The following is an 18,990-nucleotide window of genomic DNA, read 5'->3' as shown; positions in this document are numbered from 1 at the left end:
CGCGGGAGCCTTTGTTGTTTCCGGATTATCGGGTGTTGTTACTTGAACACCACCGTCTTGTTGCCATAGACGAACACCCGTTCGTTCAGTACCAGCTCCAGCGCCCGGCTCAATACCGACTTCTCTACATCGCGACCCGCCTTGGCCATGTCATCAGCGCTGAAGGTGTGATCAACGTGGATCACGTCCTGCTCGACGATGGGGCCCTCATCCAGATCGTCGGTGACGAAGTGGGCGGTGGCGCCGATCAGTTTGACCCCGCGATCGAATGCCTGGCGATAGGGGCGGGCACCGATAAAGGCGGGCAGGAAGGAGTGGTGGATGTTGATGATCTTGCGCGGATAGGCCTCGACGAAGCTAGGAGTCAGCACCCGCATGTACTTGGCCAGGATCACGTAGTCCGGTGCATAGCCGTCGATGATGGCGCGTACCTGCTCTTCGTGTTCGGTGCGGCTCAGCTCATCGTGGCTGACGGTGTGGAACGGAATATCGAACTTGCCGGTCAGCTCGGCGAGGGTGTCGTAGTTGCCGATCACCGCGACTATGTCCATATCCAGAGCGCCGGCGTAGTTCTTCATCAGGATGTCGCCGAGGCAGTGAGTCTCCTTGGTGACCAGAATGACGATGCGCTTCTTGCCAGCCTTTACCAGACGGCGCTGGGCGCCAGCGGGCAGGGCATCATCGAGATCGGCCAGCAGGGTCTCGTCATTGAAACGCCCCTCCAGCTCGGTACGCATGAAGAAGCGGCCATTCTCGTGATCCACGAACTCATCGTTCTTGATGATGTTGAGCTGATGCTTGTAGCAGATGTTGGTGATCTTGGCGATGAGGCCCTTGGCGTCCGGGCAGTCCGTTAGCAGTATTTTCTTTTCCATCTCTGTCATTTTCCGTTTGTGGTGTTGGCGCCTGTCTCTGCGCAGGCTGCGCGTTTTTTGGCACTATGCCACAAACAAATTGTGGCCAGAAAGAAATTCGGTGGGCGCTACAGCCACAAGAGGAGTGCGATGGGAGCAGGGGAGAACATCGAATCCGTCAGGCAAAGGTTTTTCAGCTTGAGCCGGTTTTTGGCTGGTATCTGCCGGCGCTTTTCTTTAGGCTGTCAGCGCTTATTCTCAGGGCGGGGTGAAATTCCCCACCGGCGGTATCCCGATCTGACTCGGGGAGCCCGCGAGCGCCCGACCCCGGTCTGCCGGGGCGGGGTCAGCAGATCCGGTGAGATGCCGGAGCCGACGGTCATAGTCCGGATGAAAGAGGATAAGACAGACATTGCACTCTCTGCCCCCTTAGGGCTGGCTGCTGCATGGCCATTTCTGTCTGCCTTTCCATGCCCTGATTCTGGTCCTTTTATTGTTTGGGAGCTTTACCATGAATCAGTCTCTACTCAGTGAATTCGGTGATCCAATTGCCCGTGTCGAAGCGGCTCTGACTGCCTTGCGGTCAGGCCAGGGGGTGCTGGTGGCCGATGATGAAGATCGGGAGAACGAGGGCGACCTCATTTTTGCCGCCGAATCCATGACCAATGAACAGATGGCGCTGATGATCCGCGAGTGCTCCGGCATCGTCTGTCTCTGCCTGACCGATGAGCGGGTGCGTCAGCTCGAACTGCCGATGATGGTGGAGGCCAACTCAAGCCACTATCAGACCGCGTTTACCGTCACCATCGAAGCGGCGCAGGGGGTCACTACCGGTGTCTCGGCGGCGGATCGCATCACTACCATTCGTGCCGCCATTGCCGATGGGGCCAAACCGGGTGATCTCAACCGGCCTGGCCATGTATTCCCGTTGCGTGCCCGTACCGGGGGCGTGCTGGTGCGCCGTGGTCACACCGAAGCGACGGTCGATCTGATGCAGCTTGCCGGGCTGAAACCGTTCGGGGTGTTGTGCGAATTGACCAGGGAAGATGGCTCGATGGCCCGCTTGCCAGACCTGATTTCTTTCGGTCGTCAGCACCGGATGCCCGTGATCACCATCGAAGATTTGGTGCAATATCGCCAATTGCTGTCAGAACGAACAGCCTGAGGCTCATACGAAATTGTAATAAGCGAAAATTTTGGTTAGTCTTTGTCCGTGTCCTCATCACGCGGCACTCATTTTTTAGCCGAATCTGAACAAAAACTGTTCATTCAAAAAAAAATGAGGGTTTTAATGCATTTATCTGTGCTGGGGACTATGCAAAGTATGATTTTTTTGTGCCATAATCACGCCGCTTGCTAAACGTCTGGCGAGTTCAAGGGAGCTTTAAAAATGAAAAAATTGTTGTTGGTAGGTGTTGTTGGTCTGTCCGCTCTGCTGGGTGGTTGCGCAAACACTAGCGAACTGGAAACTTCCGTTCAGAATCTGTCTAACAAAGTTGACCAGCTGGCTCAAGATGTTAGCGCTGTTCGTGCTGATCAGTCCAAGATCGCTGCTGATGTTGCTGAAGCCAAGCAAGAAGCTATGCGTGCTAACCAGCGCATCGACAACATGGCTACTAAGTACAAGAAGTAAGCCATGCGAAAAAATGGCGCAGTTATGCGCCATTTTTTTTTGCCTGAAATTTCTCATCCCCGCTTTTCCTTTTGACCCCAGAGGTCATGCCGGTCTCCCGGCACGCCCCTTCTTCATTCCTTCAGACTCGATCAATAGAGCAGGCTATAGAGCTTGCGACGGTAATTTTGTGCCACCGCTGTGCTGCCCATGGTTGCCAGAATGTCGAGATAGGTCTTTCTGGCATCGCCAAAAGCGAGATCCCGCTTGAGGATGGCAAGCAGCAGTCCCAGCGCCTCTTCCTGACGACCTGCTTGGTTGTATTGCACCGCCAGCTCCTGCGCCAGCGCAAAGTCATCCGGATTTTCGGCATGGCGAGCTTCCAGCGCACGCAGCTCCGGGCTGTCCGCCGCTTGCAGAGCCAGTGCCAGCCGTGAGGTCAGGGCATGGAAATGGCTATCCTGTGCCACCATCGGAATATTGCCGAGCCGCTCCTGCGCTTCATCGAGCAGGTTGAGATCGAGCGCGGCCTGAATGAGCCAGAGGCTGATGTCGTGGCGCTCCGGAGCGATCTGATGAGCTTTGCCCAGATGGGCATAAGCCTCGCCGGGCTGGCCATCGGCCAGTGCCTGTTGCCCCTTGGCAAACAGCTCCTCTTCCTCTTTTGGTGCGAAGGCAGCGAAGAACTGGCGCAGGGTCGCTTCATCCTGCGGCCCTTCAATGATCCCCTGTTCATCCGGGCGTCCCTGATGGAACAGCACCAGTGCCGGCAAGGCACGCAGGCCGAGCTGGCTGGCCAGCGGTTGCAGCTGGGGATTGTTCATGTCCACTTTGGCCAGCGTGACCAGTTCGTTGGCAGGCCCAACCAGCGATTCGATCAACGGCGTCATTCCCTGGCACTCCGGCATCTGCGGCGCATGGAAATAGATGACGACCGGCTTCTTCATGGAGGCATCGATCAGTTCTGCGTGAAAATTCTGGGGAGTAATGTCGACGATCATCAGTTGGACTCTTCCGAAAGGGTTTGGAACAACATGGGGGTGAGGGGATGGCAATTCAAGCGCTCGTCCAACCGGTAGCCATTGACCGCTGTCGTGGCGGCGGCAAGGCTGAGCCAGCCACTGGCAAAGGGCCAATCCTGAACCTGATAGTGCTGCTCATCGAGCTGGTTATCGAGGCGCCACGCCTCGTCGGGGATGAAGCGTACTTTCTCAAGCCCGGCGGCGATGCCGCCACCGTGGGCCTTGAGTACGGCCTCCTTGCGTGACCAGAGCCGGTAGAAGGCGCTCTCCTGCTCATTCTCCGGCAGGGCGCAGAGCCACTCATATTCACTCTGTGCATAAAACCGCCGGGCAAGGGGCAGGGGAGAGTGCCGTCTTTTACCCAGCTCGATATCAACCCCGAGCGGCCCCTGCTGACAAAGCGCCAGTACCAGCCAGGATCCACTGTGGCTGAGATTGAAATGCCAGCGCCCATCTTGCAGCTGCGGCTTGCCGTGCTCCCCGTTGCTAAATTGCAGCGCGGATGGCGAAGTGGCCAGTCTCTGTGCCAGAAGCTGGCGCAGCAAAGCCCGGCTGAGCAGATACTCCTGACGGCGCAAGTTGTGGCTCATTTGCTGCCAAATACGGTGTTCATCGGCCGATAACAGCTCGGGCAGGGTAGCGAGCGATTCCTGAGCAATCAGGGTCGGATTTAACAAAAAAAGATCGGTGGCGATCATAATTTTTCACTTAAAAAGGGTGATGAAGCAGGGATAAATGCCACTTATCTCTGAGCCGGATGGCCGCTTTTGCGATTGTATATTGTTTGGCCATGATCACATTAATTATGAAAAATCGTGCATTTCCTTGCAAAAATGTGAGCCCGATAGGGATTTTCACTTGCCTCGATAGAATTCTTGGATATAGTCGGGTGCTGTTGCCTTATTAATTGCCTTTCGGGGCCGTATTTTAACAAGATTTCTATTTTTGCGGGGATAAAGGATTGCGCCACCTGATGCTACTGCTGGTCGCGCTCGGAATGGTGGGTTGTGCCTCGGCACCCCAAACCGAGGTCGCGAGCAAGATCGAAGTTTCCATGATGGAACCCGTTATTGAACCGGAAGCTTCGCAAACACCTGATGTGAATGAAATCCTGACAGTTTATAAAGAGTGGCGTGGCGTTCCGTACCGGATGGGTGGCAGTAGCCAGCGTGGTATCGATTGTTCCGCCTTTGCCCGTGAAGTGTTCCGCAATGCCGTCGGTGTCGAGTTACCCCGTGACACCCGTTCTCAAGTCCATGAAGGGACTCGTGTTTCCAAGAAGGATCTGGTCGAGGGTGATCTGGTCTTCTTCAAAATCAATCGTCGTCTCAATCATGTCGGCATCTATGTCGGGAATGGCGAGTTTATCCACGCCTCTACCCGAGCCGGTGTGACCCGCTCCAAGCTGGACAGCCAATACTGGCGCAGCAAGTTCTGGCAAGCGCGCCGGATCGATATCTGAGTCAGGCTGGACAAACGGCTCGCAGTACGGACTGTTTTTCCAACCTCACTTGAACCGGGCTCCTGAAGCCCGGTTTTTTATGGCTGTGATTTAGACTTTCGCAGGCCAAATCACTATAGTGTGGGCCCGTTTTTCTTCGGCAGGCCCAGCATGACATCCCGCAATGACCGCAAATCCGGACTCCATCCCCGCAATCGCCATCTCGATGGTTACGATTTTGAGGCGCTCTGCCGGCAGACTCCGGAGCTGGCCACCCATCTCTTTACCAATGACTACGGCAATCTCACCATCGATTTTGCCGATCCCGCTGCGGTCAAGGCCCTGAACCGGGCGTTGCTGGCCCACCACTACGGCATTGTTCACTGGGATCTGCCCGCCGGTTACCTCTGTCCACCCATTCCGGGGCGGGTCGATTATCTGCACCGGGTTGCCGATCTGCTGGCCGAGAGTGCCGGCAAGGTACCTGCCGGCAAGGGGGTGAGGGTGCTGGACATCGGGGTCGGAGCTAACTGCATCTATCCGCTGCTCGGTAGCCGTGAATATGGCTGGCGTTTTGTCGGCTCCGATATCGATCCGGTATCGGTGAAAGCGGCGGCTCTGCTGGCCAAAAGCAACGGACTTGGCAACCAGATCGAGTGTCGCCTGCAGGGCAATGCCGAACATGTCTTTCGCGGCATCATAGGGCCGAAGGAGCGCTTTGCGCTGACCCTTTGCAATCCTCCCTTCCACGCCTCGCTGGCTGAGGCGAGCAAGGGGAGCGAGCGCAAGCTGCGCAATCTGGGCAAAGAGGTGAAGGGGGCGCCGGTACTCAATTTTGGCGGCCAGAAAGCCGAGCTTTGGTGCGACGGGGGTGAGGCGGCGTTTCTGACCAGGATGATCAATCAGAGCAAGGAGTTCGCCAGCCAGTGCCTCTGGTTCAGCTCGCTGGTCTCCAAGAAGGAGAATCTGCCGGTTGCCAAAAAGGCATTGACCCGGGTCGGGGCACGTCAGGTTCGGGTGCTTGAGATGGCGCAGGGCAACAAGGTGAGCCGGGTGTTGGCCTGGACCTTCTTCGATGATGCCGGCATGCGTGAATGGTGGTCAGCCCCACGCTGAGCGGATTGAACAAGGCCCGTTGCGGGCCTTTTTTGATCGCTATGGGGATAGAAGGGGGGGGCGAGATCTCAGTTGGAAATCGATTTCTTCATTGGCAGATAATGCTTTTTGATGTGATATGAGTAGTGACTTCTGCCTTGGTACAGGTGTACGCCGAGATTTTTTTGCACTTTCAGCTGTAACTTTAATAAAATAGGACTGGTTAGACCTCTTTACCGGCATTGAATCACATAGGGATCGGAACATGAAAGTTGTCGATTTTCTGAAGCGCAAGCGCGAAATTCTGGCGCAGCACCCCTTTGAGCTCAAGGATTGGCTCTCTCCGGCTATCCGCGACTACTGGCGTGAGTTTCAGCAAAAGGCACATCTTCACCCTCTGCTGGGACGGGTGCTGGACCTGCAAAGCGAAGCCCAGAACGCACAGCAGCAGAATGCCGACACCGTGGCTCAGGTGGCTAACGGTCAGCCTGCCGTGGCCCAGGATCCTGCCATCGAGCTGGAGGGCGAAGCCGCTGCGCTCTATGCCGAGCTGCAGGGCAAGATAGGCGAAGAGACCCATGTTGGCGAGTGGCTTCATATCAGCCAGCAGATGATCGATCAGTTTGCAGCGGTGACCGGCGATCATCAGTGGATCCACACCAATCCGGAGCGTGCGGCTGCCGAGTCGCCCTTCAAGACCACCATTGCCCACGGTTTCCTGACGCTGGCTCTGCTGCCGCAGCTGACCGGCTCGGTGGATGAGTCCACCCCCGAGTTTCCGACTGCTCGCATGGTAGTGAACTTCGGGCTGGATCAGGTGCGCTTCCCGTACCCCATCAAGGTGGAGAGCAACATCCGCGCTCGCACCAAGCTGGCACGGGTTACCCCCATCAAGGGCGGTCTGGAGCTGCTTAAGGAGATCAAGGTGGAGATCGAAGGGATCCGCCGCCCGGGTTGCGTGATTGAGTCGGTGACTCGCATCTACTTCTGATCCCTCGTCGTTGAAGATGAGCAAACGGGTTCGCAATAGCGAGCCCGTTTTCATTTTGGCCGTCAGGCGCGGCATGAACGTTCAGAGACGCTGCTTGTGCTTGATATGACTCACAAAATCGCGTTGTATGCGGTTAGCCAGCTCTCATTTTGGCAAGTCCGTGTCCTGAAACGGCAGCATGTTATGCCACTATCGACTTCTCAATCCCTATTCTGGAGACGATAGTGCCCATCAATCACAAGATTATTCTGCCACTGTTGTTCAGTCTCTTTATCCTGCTGATCCCGACGCACTGGATCCCTCTCGAGGGAATTACTGTGGTCGAGCAGCGGGTGGTCGCTATTTTCGTGCTGGCGGCGCTCTGCTGGATCCTGGAGCCCATCCCCATCTTTGCTACCTCAGTGCTGATCATCGTGCTGGAGCTACTGTTGCTCTCCGACAAGGGGCTCTGGTTCATGACGGCAGGCAAGAGCGAGCCCGGGTTTGGTTCGCTGCTCAAGTCGACCGAGGTGATGGCAACCTTTGCCTCACCGGTCATTATGCTCTTTCTTGGCGGCTTTTTTCTGGCCATCGCCGCGACCAAATACCATCTGGATGTGAATCTGGCGCGGGTGCTGCTGCGCCCCTTCGGTCGCAACCCCAGAGTCGTGATGCTGGGGCTGATGCTCATTACCGCCACCTTCTCCATGTTTATGAGCAATACCGCTACCACGGCCATGATGCTGGCTATTCTGGCTCCGGTGTTGGCGGTATTCCCGGAGCGGGATCCGGCCAAGGTGGAATTGGTACCCCCATAGGTACGCCGCCCAACGCGGTGGCTCTCAAATATCTTACTGGCGAGCATGCCATCTCGTTTGGTCAGTGGATGGGGTTTGCGGTGCCCTTCGTCGCGCTCTTGCTGCTTGGCTGGTTTCTGCTGGGGCGTTTCTTCCCGAGCCCGCTCAAACAGATCGAGCTGAAAATCGAGGGGCGTTTCATGCAGACGCCCCGGGCCTGGGTGGTCTATCTCACCTTCATTACCACCATAGTGCTCTGGCTGCTCGGTGATCTGCACGGCATGAACTCCTACGTGGTCGCCATGATCCCGGTCGCCGTCTTCCTGACGACAGGGATCATCACCAAGGATGATCTGCACAAGATCTCCCTCGATGTGCTCTGGCTGGTGTCGGGCGGGATTGCGCTGGGCCTAGCGCTGGAGGACTCAGGGCTGGCGGAGCGTCTCATTACTCACATACCGTTCCATGAGTACTCCACGCTCGCCGTATTGGTGGGGGCATGCCTGTTGGCGGTGGTGATGGCCAACTTTATGTCCAACACGGCGACAGCCAACCTGTTGCTGCCGTTGGTGGCGGCACTGGCGGTCAGCATGCCGGAGCTGGCCGAGTGGGGCGGCAGCCATACCCTGATCCTGGCGGTGACCATCTCGGTATCGCTGGGCATGTCGCTCCCCATCAGTACGCCGCCCAATGCGCTAGCCCATGCCACCGGTCTGGTGGAGAGCCGTCAGATGGTGCGGATCGGCGTCATCATGGGGATGGTGGGCACAGTGCTGGCGATGCTGTGGATCTACCAGATCGCGGCTTGGGGGCTGATCTAGTTGCCACTCTGTTGGTCTAATAAAAAGGAGGAGCCAATTTGGCTCCTCCTTTTTATTTTTGGGGCCTAGAAACTGGCACCCAGACTGAGGAGGTGCTTGTAATCGGTCTTGTTGAGAGACTGGCTGAACGGGCCCAGGTTTAACTCCCCTTCCTCTCGCTCGACTTCAGTGCTCCATGAGAGGCGCAGATGGTCGTTGAAGTAGTAACGCATGCCAATGCTGCCAGAGATATCCTGGTTGAGAGTGATATAGGGGGAGGGCTGAGCCAGATACTTGGTATAGCTTCCTTTGCTGAACAGCTCGAATGGCTGCTGCCAGAAGGAGAGCGGTTGGCGGTAGTCCCAGAGTAGTTCCCCGATGGGATAGCTGATGGTATGTGAGCTTGAATAAAAGATGCTCAACAGCTCATTGTTGCGATAGTAGGCTCGCTGCATACCGCCTTGGGCAATAAGCTCGAGTCGCCGTTTTTTGTCATTCCAGAATCGATAACCGGGGCCCGAACCAAAGTCGAGTTTGAAATAGTAGTCGGCCAGCATGTCATATTCGGCATTGACCGAGCTGCGAATAAACCAGTGTTGATCGAAGAAATAGTCGAGGGTGGGCGTCACCTTGTAGTCATGGCTATCGGTGACGTTGTTGGAGGTCTCGTAGTTATATTCTCCCGAAAGGGTGTAACGCCAGTCGAGATTAGCCACTTCAGTTGTGCCTTTGACGTTGACGTTGTTGGTCTTCTTGTCGTTGTCCCTGATCTTGACGTTGAGATCGCCGCTGCCGCTCCAGAGCCAGGCATTGCGCTCATCATTCCCATCCTCGAACAGTTTTATGCCGCCCTTGGCTGTCGCTTTGGGCTTGTCCTGCTTTTCGAGTCGCCAGCGTTTTATGGCATCACGTTTGACGGTCACTGACCCGCTATAGGGCAGGGCAATCCGTACCGACTGGTCGGTGATCTCTTCAATGGTACCGGTTAGGCGATCACCATTTTGCATCCATAGGATGTCTTTGGCCCAAAGCGGCGGGCAGGAGAACAGCAAAAAGAGCAGCAGGTATCTCATGGTTTGGGGCAACTCCGTGCAGTGTCAGCCGCTGATGGGCTTGGGCAAGCCATTCTTCAGTGCCAGAGTCTCAGCGACTGCACTCTGTTCTACTTCGGGGGCCGCAATAAATTGTTCTACCTCCGGGGTGAGAACAAGAGGCGCGCCCTGCTCCATCTCCTCCTCCGTGCGTGACAGAGGAGAGTGCACTTCCAGCCAGCGACGGCCGTCGGGCTCGATGGCAACCTTGACCGGTTGATTGATGACCCGCACCGGCGTACCGATCGGCACCATCTTGAAGAGGGACTCGATATCATCAGGGCGCAGCCGGATGCAGCCTGCACTTACCCGCAGGCCTACACCAAAATCCTTGTTGGTACCGTGAATGAGATAGTCCCGTTTGCCATAACCCAGGCGCATGGCGAATTTGCCAAGGGGATTATCCGGTCCCGGCGGCACAACCGCTGGCAGCGTGATCCCCTGCTGCTCCAGCCAGGATTTGCGCACCATGGGGCCGGGTACCCAACTCGGATCTGGGGTCTTCTCTATGATGGTGGTGGTCATCTCGGGTGTCTCGCGACCGATGTCGCCGATCCCGATGGGTAGTACGATCACTTCCTGCTTCCCTTTCGGGAAGTAGTAGAGGCGCAGCTCGGGCAGATTGATGACGATCCCCTCGCGCGGGACATCGGGCAGCAGCATCTGGGTCGGCAGGGTCAAGCGGGTGCCCGGCTTGGGTAAATAGGGATCAACACCGGGATTTGCTTCAAGCAGCGCCAAAAAACCAATTTGGGTATGTTTGCCAACCAGCTCCAGATACTCATCCTGCTGGATGAAGTAATCCTCCAGCTCACCAATCAGGCGGCTGCCAGTCGGTGGAAGTGGATAGCTTCTGGCCTGTACGGGCAGTGCAGACATCAGGGCCAGCAGCAGAAAGAGGAGGGGGTTTATCGGCATCGGTATTCCATCGGTTGGAGTGAGGCAAGGTGATTGCGACTAATGCCCCGACAGTTATCTCTGTTCTTTTTTGGCCTTGTTACGCAAGGCTATTTGCGACAAAAGCGCGTTGAGGCGACAGTAAACCAGCCAAAAGCGGCGTCTGTCACCCATTTTGTCGCAAGGGGCTGATAAACCGCGAAAAACTGACTCGAATGGCGAACGGGGCAAGATGGATGAATCTTTCTATCTGGCCAGACAATCCTGTCAGGCTTGTTTGGTGTCGACAGGGTTTGCATGGAGAGTAAGGGGGAGATGGCTGGCTAAAAAGCATTCACTCGATTGATAAGTAAGAAATTTTCATTGCATTATTCCCCTTGCTTGGGTAAAAAATCATCCCACGGAGAGATGCCGGAGCGGCCGAACGGGATTGACTCGAAATCAATTGTGGCAGCAATGCCACCCAGGGTTCGAATCCCTGTCTCTCCGCCATCTTAAAGGCTCAACACATTGAAAAAGTTGGGTTTTTTATTTTAGTGATTTTTTCGGTATGCCAGTGAGTATGCCATTAGGTGTTGGCTGTCCTGCTCCTCGATAGCATTTCTTTGGACAGGTCATCGTCGTTACTCCTTTCAGTTTAACCAAAGCAAGAGAGGGCCATTGGCCCTCTCTTGCTATCTATTGTGTTGGTCAGTGCAAACAGCACTGCTTGTACTTCTTGCCGCTGCCACAGGGGCACGGCTCGTTGCGGCCAATCTTGATGGGTGCCACCACTGGTTGAGAACGTGCCGGGCGTTCACTTCGTTGCGCCAGAAAGTGGGCATGCAGGATACGAGCGGCAAAGCGGGCTTTAGTGGCTTGTTCTTGCAGGTGTTCATTGCTGAGCGCTTCGAGCGATGTAGGCATCTTCTCCAGCGGTTCACTGATCATCGCCAGTGCAGCAGCTTCAGGTGCGGGCAGAGCGGGCCATGGTGCCAATTCAATCGCCCCTAGGTAACCCCCACACCAGTCATGGATCAGAGGGACCCACTCTCCGTGTCGTTCAAACTCCGGTGCCACCGGGAAATAGTCTTCTGCCGCATAGGTCAGCGTGGTCGCAATGTCGTTGCTGTGGCGCATCACCAGATCGATAAAGCGCTCCAGCTCAGCTTCGCTTTGCCACTCGGGTTGATCCTGCTCGCCACCCCAAATTGCAGGGAGCCAAGAGCTCGGCATGATGAGGTGAGGGCCAGAGACCACAGCTGTCAAAAAGCCATCGAGCATCGACATAGAGGCTATGCTGTTTTCACTGCCGTAGCGCTCCAGCAGCGCCTCCAGCTCATCGAACTCTTCATCACTCAATATTTCAAACGATTGCATTTTTACCAACTCCAGTAATCCATCCGTTTTGGCATGGAGTAGTATATTGACTAAATGTCACCACCCACGCCCTTGTACTTCTCTACAAAGGCCGCGATCTTCTGGAAAACGCTCTGTTTTTTGGTCAGATATTGCGGGTTTAGCGGGCTCATCTTGGGCAACAGTGAATTGAGCTCGGTGCCGTTTTCGCTGGCGAATTCGCGCTTGAGCGAATTACTGATATACCGCTTTGCCGCTTCCACATTCAGATTTTCAGAGCTGATCAGCTCATCTGCTTCTCGTCGTTGCTCAGCCTGAGCAAACGCGTAGAACGCTTCGATGACGCTGGCGGCATCACCTATCTGGTCCAAGTCGGTTTGATTGATAAAATCGACTAGCAGGCTCTCCTTAGCTCGATTGCCAAGGCTTGCACGGATCAGGCGACGTACTTCGTCTACCAGCTCAGCTTTGCTTCTGGTTTTCTTGTTGTGCTCATAGATCAGCTCAAGTATGTAGTCGAGGTTGATCTCCTGGGATTTGAGCAGATCTACCTCAAATACGATGTCATCCCAATCGATGGTGGATTTGTCTTTCTCCTCTGCTGATTTTTGCCGACGCTGCCAATCTCGGATGTCATTGTAAGTAGAACGGTAGTCTTGGATTGTGCGTTCGGCAGGCAGGCGAATGGTCTGCAACTCGGCCAGCTTTGCATCATCCAGATAGTGTTCGGCTTTAAATGCCTCGACCGCTTCAGGATCGCTCATATCTACGCTTTGCAGGGCCTTCAGGCTGGCAAACTCGTCATAGTTTTGTAGCAAATTCTCTACGCGTAGATACTCGCCAAAGAGTTTCGCGAACGCTTTCTTGTCGGCCTCTTTCTCAATGGCCGCAGGATCAGGAAAGCGCTGCTCCAGCTCGTTAACCACATCCATAAAGCCGCGCCGTGCTTGACCAGTTACGATATCGGTAAAGCCTTCCATGTACTCTTTGTAGCTCTTTTCCAATACTACGTTCTTGGTGTTCTTGTCACCAAACAGGGTGATGGCATCGATAGTCGCCTGCTCTAGGTCCCGGAAAGTGACGATATTGCCGAAGGTTTTGGTAGCGTCAAAAATGCGGTTGGTGCGCGAGTAAGCCTGCATCAGCCCGTGGTAGCGCAAGTTCTTGTCCACAAACAGTGTGTTCAGCGTGGGGGCATCAAAGCCGGTCAGGAACATACCCACCACGATCAGCAGATCTATCTCCTTGGCCTTAACCTGTTTGGCCAAGTCGCGGTAATAGTTCTGAAAACCGTTGCTATCCACACTGAAGTTGGTCTTAAACAACGCGTTATAGTCTGCGATGGCCGCGTTTAAAAACTCCTTGGCACTGCTATTCATAGCAGAGACATCAAAGCTTTCATCTTCAATGTCTCCTACAGCATCCTGTTCTTCATTGGCAGCAAACGAGAAGATGGTGGCAACTTTAAGTGGCTTATTACTCTTTTGCTGCAACATCTTGAACGATTCGTAGTAGAGCTTGGCAGCCTCCACGCTGCTCACCGCAAACATGGCATTAAAACCCTTGGCGTTCGCTTGCAGGCGATGGGTCTTTTGCCGGAAGTTGTTTAGGATGTACTGGGTGATCTCACGAATGCGATCCGGATGTAGCAAGGCCTGCTGGTTTTCCGCCGCGCTCAGCTTTTTCTCATCTTTCTCTGTTTCAATTGCTTTAAACTTCGGGCGCACATCGTTGTAGTCCACCTTGAACTTGAGCACTTTTTCATCGCGAATAGCATCGGTGATGACATAAGAGTGCAGCTCTCGGCCAAACACACTGGCGGTGGTGTCCGCACCCAGCGCGTTCTGCGGGAAGATGGGCGTGCCGGTAAAGCCAAACTGGTAGAACTTCTTGAACTTTTTCTTCAGGTTGTTCTGTGCCTCGCCAAACTGGCTGCGATGGCACTCATCGAAAATAAAGACCACCTGCTTGCCGTAAATCGGCAAGTCAGTTTCGCTCTTTATCAAATTATTGAGCTTCTGGATGGTCGTGACGATGATCTTGTTGTCATCCTTCTCCAGATTACGCTTAAGGCCCGCAGTGCTGTCCGAACCATTGACGCTGTCCGGTGAAAAGCGCTGGTACTCCCTCATGGTCTGGTAATCCAGATCCTTGCGGTCCACCACGAAGAATACCTTGTCGATAAACTCCAGCTCGGTGGCCAACCGCGCCGCCTTAAAACTGGTCAAGGTTTTGCCTGAACCTGTGGTGTGCCAGATATAGCCGCCGCTTTCGGTATTACCCCAGTTCTTTGTCTGATATGCACTGTTGATCTTCCACAGAATGCGCTCGGTGGCGGCAATCTGGTAAGGGCGCATCACCAGTAAGGTGTTGCTGATATCAAACACCGAGTAATGCAGCAGCACATTGAGTAGCGTGTGTTTCTGAAAGAAAGTCGCAGTAAAGTCTTTCAGATCCTTGATCAGGGTGTTGTCCGATTTCGCCCAGTTCATTGTGAAGTCGAAGCTGTTTTTATTGCGTGTCGTGGTATTGGCAAAATAACGACTATCTGTGCCATTGGAGATGACAAACAGCTGTAAATATTTGAACAAAGAGTGCTCACTGTTAAAGCTTTCTTTGCTGTAACGGTGGACCTGATTAAAGGCTTCGCGGATTGCCACTCCACGTTTTTTAAGCTCGATCTGTACCAGTGGCAGACCGTTCACAAGGATCGTTACATCATAGCGATTGGCATGGTTGCCAGTTTGTTCAAACTGCTTGATTACCTGCACCTTGTTGCGGACAACGTTCTTTTTATCCAACAGGTATATGTTTTTAATTCGGCCATCATCAAAAACGAAGTCATGGATATAGTCATCGTGGATTTTGCGGGTTTTATCGATGATGCTGTCGCTGGGCTTATCGAGGAAGGTCTCAACAAATCGCTGCCATTCACCATCAAGAAACGCTACGTTATTGAGCGTTTGCAGCTGTTCGCGCACATTGGCGAGCATGGCAGCAGGGTTATTCAGGGTGGGCAGGAACTCATAACCTTGATTGACCAGATCTTCAATTAGCTCGCGTTCAAGATCACTTTCGCTCTGATAGCTTTCAGCAACCGACCACTCCTTAGTGTATTTATCCAGCACGATAAATTTGTTGGATTCTGCAATAGTTTTATAATCAGCCATTTTGGTGCTCCTGCTGCCAGTAGCCATAATTGCTCTTCAAATGCTCGAGCAACAACTTGACAATCGCCTTCTCTGCTTGGGTTGGTTCTGCAACTGCTTCGTTCGATAGCGTATTGTGGCTTGTGAAATTAATTATTCTGCTTAGATAAAGTTGCTTGTCATCCGGCAAGAGTTCTGACCACTTGGGGTAACCCAAAAAGCTGGCTGTTTTCTCGTAGAGGTTTCGCAGCAAGGTGAAATGAAACCGTTCAACCCTGTTGTCCGCAATTGCCTGCTCAATGACTTGCTTCAAGTGCAGATGGTAGGAAAAGCTCTTGTTGGAGTCGCCCTGTTTTTCAGTGAGGGCAAAGCTGCCGTCTTCAAATCGCTCCAGCATGTAGCAGGCCTTGCTGTTCAGTTCATTGAAAAGCACGTTGTAGAACAGTGGGCTGTGCGTTGAGACGATGAACCTCAGATTGGATGGGCTTAACCTGATCAGGCTGGCCAGATTGACTGCCAGTTCAATCAGATGGTTTTCATCGAGAGAGCTGACGGGGTCGTCAATGAACACATACTCCAGCTGGTCAAAAGCACTGGTCTCGCGCTCACCTGGTTCAGCAACATTGAGAATTGTCACCGCTTGATCCAGCAGGGTGTAGAAAACACTCCAGATGAAATTGCTCTCTTCGCCTTTGGAAAGCTTGATATGAGGGGAATGTTCCTCGTTACCGCGCGCTAGGGAAAAGGTGACTTCGTCAAAGTCAGCGCTAAAATGTGGCGTTAACTTGTCGTTCGCATAACGCTGGAAATAATGAACGATATTTCCATCCTGACCCAGATCTTTGAGTAGCGTCAGCAGCCAGCTGGTATAAGTATTGGGTTGGATCTTCAGCGTGTACTCGGCATCACCCGCCAAGTCGTTATCCCAATAGAACAAGTCTTCGGTGAAGGCGTTGTAATAGAGGATTTTGTTGCGTGATAACTCGGGCGCATCGGCTTCCCCATCACCCTCTTCGCCATTGGTTTTGGGCGCAATCAGTTTCTTGAACTCTCGCGACAGACGGGTTTTGCCCGTACCATTGAAGGCGTAAACCAATTGCACCTTCTTGTTGCTATCTTTCAACTGCTGAGCAATTTCGGTCAGCGTCTTACCCATATTACACCTCTACCCCTTCCGGCTTGGAGAAGTTCAGCAAAAGATCGCGGTAATATGCGTATTGTTTCTGACGTAGCTCGATTTCGCGAGGCAGACCCTCGGTGATGGAGTTGGTCAGTGCATCGAACTTGTCAAGGATGGCCACAATCCGTTTCTGTTCTTTGACTGAAGGAACGGGTATTTCCAATTGAACAAGGTCAGACTTATTGACTGCAGGCACCCCACCTTCCTTTTTCAAGCCCAACAGCATTTCGCTTCGTGATTGAAGAAAGTAAAAGAGGTATTTATTGATCAGAACTGTCAAATCTGTTGATCGTAGTTTGTAACACAACGGCCCCAACCAGAATGGCTTGTTTTGGTAGCCTACGTAGCCAATGCCACCCTGACCTCGCGACGGAGTTGTGACGGTATCACCAGAGCAATTACTTGCTGCGCTATAGCCCGATCGGGATGTTCCAGCATTGATGTAATCAAAGCTTGTCGCGCTTTCAAGAATTTCGGGTGGTTTTGACCCGGTGTTTATGTCAACTAGTGACCCCAATGTCTTCCACTTCACGTCCTTATCTTCGGAACTTAACAATTGGTCGCGATAGTGGTTGTATTGCTTTTTACGGGCAGTAAGCTCGTTGGTAAGCTCGTTGGTAAGCTCGTTGGTAAGCTCGTTGAAGGTGTCCAGTATACGAACGATTTTGGCCTGGATTTCCAGCGATTTTTTCGTGTTGTCCGGGCAGGGGATCGGGATGGGGACCTTGATCATTTCCCCTTTTGTCAACTTTGACCTGTCTTTGTTTGGCAAGTAAGGAATAAAATCCACAACTTTCAAATAGTAGTAGAGAAATTTAGTATTTAAACCTTGTTTGCCACATACAACATGCACATGATTATTTGCCCAAAATTTCCCTTTCGCATATTGCACAGAGTAATTTTCAAGACTTGCAGAGCCATCCTCTGCAATCAGCACATATTCACCATCATGGGTATATCCATCCACATAATCTTGGATATTATTCGCTCCGTAATATGGAATCTCCCCGGATATACGTAGAGCAGCCTTCACTGGCCTTCTTGCTGCATTCGCTACTTCAACAAAGCGTTCATCCCCTAATGCAGTCCACTCTACAGCAACCCCATCAAGCAGCTTATCCAAAAAATTCATGCAGCTCATGCCTCCAGCTCCTTGCCTTCGCTGCCGTTACCCTCAATCTGGGCGACGATGGCATCAATGTCTTTGCGTAGTAGGTCGATTCTAGACACGGTGGTTTTCAGTTCGGCATTGAGCTGGGCGATGTCCACCACCTCACGGTTGTCTTTTGCTTCCACATAGCTGCTGACCGAGAGGTTATAGTCGTTAGCGGCTACCTGGTCCAAGGACACCGATTTGGCGAAGTGGTCTATATTGGTCTTGCTATCGAACACCGCCATAATTTGCTCAATATGCCTATCCAACAGCACATTGTTATTAGTCTCTCTTTTGAAATAGTCCGGACCGCTGGCATCGATAAACTGGGTCATCGTGTCTTTCTTGTTTTTTGCCAGCACCAGAATATTCACCGCGATGGTAGTGCCGTAGAACAGGTTGGGTGCCAGCGAAATCACGGTTTCGACGTAATTGTTGTCTACCAGATATTTCCGGATCTTTTGCTCGGCCCCGCCCCGGTAGAAGATGCCGGGGAAGCAGACGATGGCTGCACGGCCTTTGGCGGAGAGGTAGCTGAGCGCGTGCAGCACAAAAGCAAAGTCGGCTTTGGATTTGGGGGCGAGCACGCCAGCGGGGGCAAAACGGTCATCGTTGATCAGTGTCGGGTCATCCGAACCTATCCACTTCACCGAATAGGGAGGATTGGAGACGATGGCATCGAACGGCTTGTCGTCACCAAAGTGGGGTTCGCGCAGCGTATCGCCGAGTTGGATGTTGAACTTGTCGTAGTTGATGTTGTGCAAGAACATGTTCATCCGCGCCAAGTTGTAGGTAGTGTGGTTGAGCTCTTGCCCGAAGAAGCCATCTTCGATGATATGGGCGTCAAAGTGCTTTTTGGCTTGCAAGAGCAGCGAGCCGGAGCCGCAAGCCGGGTCGTAAATTTTGTTGACGCTACTTTGGCCATGCATGGCAAGCTGAGCGATTAACTTGGATACATGCTGGGGGGTGAAGAACTCACCACCGGATTTACCGGCGTTGGCAGCATAGTTGGAAATAAGGAACTCGTAGGCATCGCCGAAGAGATCGATATCATTCTCTTCAAAATCACCAAGATCCAGCTTGGCCACGCCATTAAGCACTGCAGCCAAACGGGCGTTTTTATCTTTTACCGTGTTACCCAAGCGGTTGCTTGTGGTATCGAAGTCAGCGAACAGTCCTTTGATGTCTCGCTCTGATGGGTAACCGCTAGCCGACGCTTCAATGTCAGCAAAAATGTGGGCAAGATCGGTATTGAGGCTGTCGTTGCTATTGGCATTTTTGGCCACATTCACGAAAAGATCGCTGGGGCGGATAAAGTAGCCCTTGGTCTTGATGGCATCCTCTTTGATTTCCGGAGTGATCACGCTATCGGGTATTTCTGCGTAGTTGACGCTGTCATCACCGCCTTCGATGTAACTGGCAAAGTTCTCGCTGATAAAGCGATAGAACAGGGCGCCCAGTACATACTGCTTAAAATCCCACCCGTCGACAGCACCGCGAACCTCGTTGGCAATTGCCCAGATCTGACGTTGCAGGGCGGCGCGTTGTTGAATGCTTGTCATGCTGTGATTCCTGTGTGTCGCCTCGCAAG

17 protein-coding genes, 1 tRNA gene and 1 riboswitch are annotated in these 18,990 nt (G+C 53.3%); of the genes, 8 read left to right on the top strand and 10 right to left on the bottom strand.

What is annotated here, in order from left to right; genetic code table 11:
• Positions 1-38: 38 nt before the first annotated feature.
• Positions 39-875 (bottom strand): formyltetrahydrofolate deformylase, encoded by an 837-nt coding sequence (gene purU / locus AACR93_RS01555; protein WP_041208675.1) that lies wholly within the window; start codon positions 873-875, stop codon positions 39-41.
• 229 nt (positions 876-1,104) lie between these two features.
• A riboswitch (FMN riboswitch) is annotated at positions 1,105-1,260 on the top strand.
• 105 nt (positions 1,261-1,365) lie between these two features.
• Between purU and ribB the strand changes: the two genes are divergently transcribed.
• Together ribB and AACR93_RS01545 are read left to right on the top strand one after the other, a co-directional pair.
• Complete coding sequence (gene ribB, locus AACR93_RS01550) at positions 1,366-2,019, top strand: 3,4-dihydroxy-2-butanone-4-phosphate synthase (RefSeq protein WP_043852165.1); 654 nt, start codon at positions 1,366-1,368, stop codon at positions 2,017-2,019.
• A 225-nt stretch (positions 2,020-2,244) separates the two neighbouring features.
• The gene (locus AACR93_RS01545) at positions 2,245-2,487 is read left to right on the top strand and encodes an Lpp/OprI family alanine-zipper lipoprotein (RefSeq protein ID WP_033115038.1); all 243 of its coding nucleotides are present in this window, start codon (positions 2,245-2,247) and stop codon (positions 2,485-2,487) included.
• 131 nt (positions 2,488-2,618) lie between these two features.
• Here the strand turns inward: AACR93_RS01545 and AACR93_RS01540 are convergent, their stop codons facing one another.
• Together AACR93_RS01540 and AACR93_RS01535 are read right to left on the bottom strand one after the other, a co-directional pair.
• Positions 2,619-3,467, bottom strand: a complete 849-nt coding sequence (locus AACR93_RS01540) for a tetratricopeptide repeat protein (protein WP_043852163.1) — start codon at positions 3,465-3,467, stop codon at positions 2,619-2,621.
• Entirely contained in the window at positions 3,467-4,186 is a 720-nt protein-coding gene (locus tag AACR93_RS01535) for a 4'-phosphopantetheinyl transferase family protein (RefSeq protein ID WP_043852162.1), read from the bottom strand. Before AACR93_RS01535 ends, AACR93_RS01540 begins: the two co-directional genes overlap by 1 nt.
• A gap of 275 nt (positions 4,187-4,461) precedes the next feature.
• Here AACR93_RS01535 and AACR93_RS01530 point away from each other — a divergent pair, with 275 nt between their 5' ends.
• From AACR93_RS01530 to AACR93_RS01510, 5 genes are all read left to right on the top strand, one after another.
• A complete protein-coding gene (locus tag AACR93_RS01530; RefSeq protein WP_033114246.1) occupies positions 4,462-4,950 on the top strand; it encodes a C40 family peptidase in 489 nt (162 codons plus the stop codon).
• Positions 4,951-5,100: 150 nt separating this feature from the next.
• Positions 5,101-6,045 carry a 23S rRNA (adenine(1618)-N(6))-methyltransferase RlmF gene (gene rlmF, locus AACR93_RS01525; protein ID WP_043852161.1) on the top strand — a complete coding sequence of 315 codons (945 nt, stop codon included), beginning with the start codon at positions 5,101-5,103 and terminating at the stop codon, positions 6,043-6,045.
• Between the two features lie 244 nt (positions 6,046-6,289).
• A complete protein-coding gene (locus AACR93_RS01520; protein ID WP_041208669.1) occupies positions 6,290-7,015 on the top strand; it encodes a MaoC family dehydratase in 726 nt (241 codons plus the stop codon).
• Between the two features lie 224 nt (positions 7,016-7,239).
• On the top strand, positions 7,240-7,812 hold the full coding sequence (locus AACR93_RS01515; protein WP_269429861.1) for an SLC13 family permease: 573 nt from the start codon (positions 7,240-7,242) through the stop codon (positions 7,810-7,812).
• A 17-nt stretch (positions 7,813-7,829) separates the two neighbouring features.
• Positions 7,830-8,612 (top strand): SLC13 family permease, encoded by a 783-nt coding sequence (locus tag AACR93_RS01510; RefSeq protein ID WP_269429860.1) that lies wholly within the window; start codon positions 7,830-7,832, stop codon positions 8,610-8,612.
• 65 nt (positions 8,613-8,677) lie between these two features.
• Here the strand turns inward: AACR93_RS01510 and AACR93_RS01505 are convergent, their stop codons facing one another.
• Entirely contained in the window at positions 8,678-9,664 is a 987-nt protein-coding gene (locus tag AACR93_RS01505; RefSeq protein WP_043852160.1) for a DUF481 domain-containing protein, read from the bottom strand.
• A 24-nt stretch (positions 9,665-9,688) separates the two neighbouring features.
• Complete coding sequence (locus AACR93_RS01500) at positions 9,689-10,600, bottom strand: L,D-transpeptidase family protein (RefSeq protein WP_043852159.1); 912 nt, start codon at positions 10,598-10,600, stop codon at positions 9,689-9,691.
• Between the two features lie 381 nt (positions 10,601-10,981).
• Between AACR93_RS01500 and AACR93_RS01495 the strand changes: the two genes are divergently transcribed.
• Positions 10,982-11,071: transfer RNA gene (locus AACR93_RS01495), tRNA-Ser, on the top strand.
• Between the two features lie 198 nt (positions 11,072-11,269).
• On the opposite strand, the gene AACR93_RS01490 is transcribed toward AACR93_RS01495, so the two are convergent.
• From AACR93_RS01490 to AACR93_RS01470, 5 genes are read right to left on the bottom strand one after another with little or no spacing between them, the layout of a single operon-like run.
• Entirely contained in the window at positions 11,270-11,938 is a 669-nt protein-coding gene (locus AACR93_RS01490; RefSeq protein WP_043852158.1) for a UPF0149 family protein, read from the bottom strand.
• 50 nt (positions 11,939-11,988) lie between these two features.
• Entirely contained in the window at positions 11,989-15,087 is a 3,099-nt protein-coding gene (locus tag AACR93_RS01485; RefSeq protein WP_043852157.1) for a type I restriction endonuclease subunit R, read from the bottom strand.
• On the bottom strand, positions 15,080-16,222 hold the full coding sequence (locus tag AACR93_RS01480; RefSeq protein ID WP_043852156.1) for an AAA family ATPase: 1,143 nt from the start codon (positions 16,220-16,222) through the stop codon (positions 15,080-15,082). Before AACR93_RS01480 ends, AACR93_RS01485 begins: the two co-directional genes overlap by 8 nt.
• Before the next feature lies 1 nt (position 16,223).
• The gene (locus AACR93_RS01475) at positions 16,224-17,387 is read right to left on the bottom strand and encodes a restriction endonuclease subunit S (protein WP_043852155.1); all 1,164 of its coding nucleotides are present in this window, start codon (positions 17,385-17,387) and stop codon (positions 16,224-16,226) included.
• Positions 17,384-18,961, bottom strand: a complete 1,578-nt coding sequence (locus AACR93_RS01470) for a type I restriction-modification system subunit M (RefSeq protein WP_043852154.1) — start codon at positions 18,959-18,961, stop codon at positions 17,384-17,386. Before AACR93_RS01470 ends, AACR93_RS01475 begins: the two co-directional genes overlap by 4 nt.
• Positions 18,962-18,990: the final 29 nt, after the last annotated feature.

The organism is Aeromonas sp. L_1B5_3 (assembly GCF_963866575.1).
Taxonomy (GTDB): Bacteria; Pseudomonadota; Gammaproteobacteria; order Enterobacterales; family Aeromonadaceae; genus Aeromonas; species Aeromonas jandaei.
Note: the sequence above shows the minus strand (reverse complement) of the source record. Positions and strands in the feature narration are given on the sequence as shown.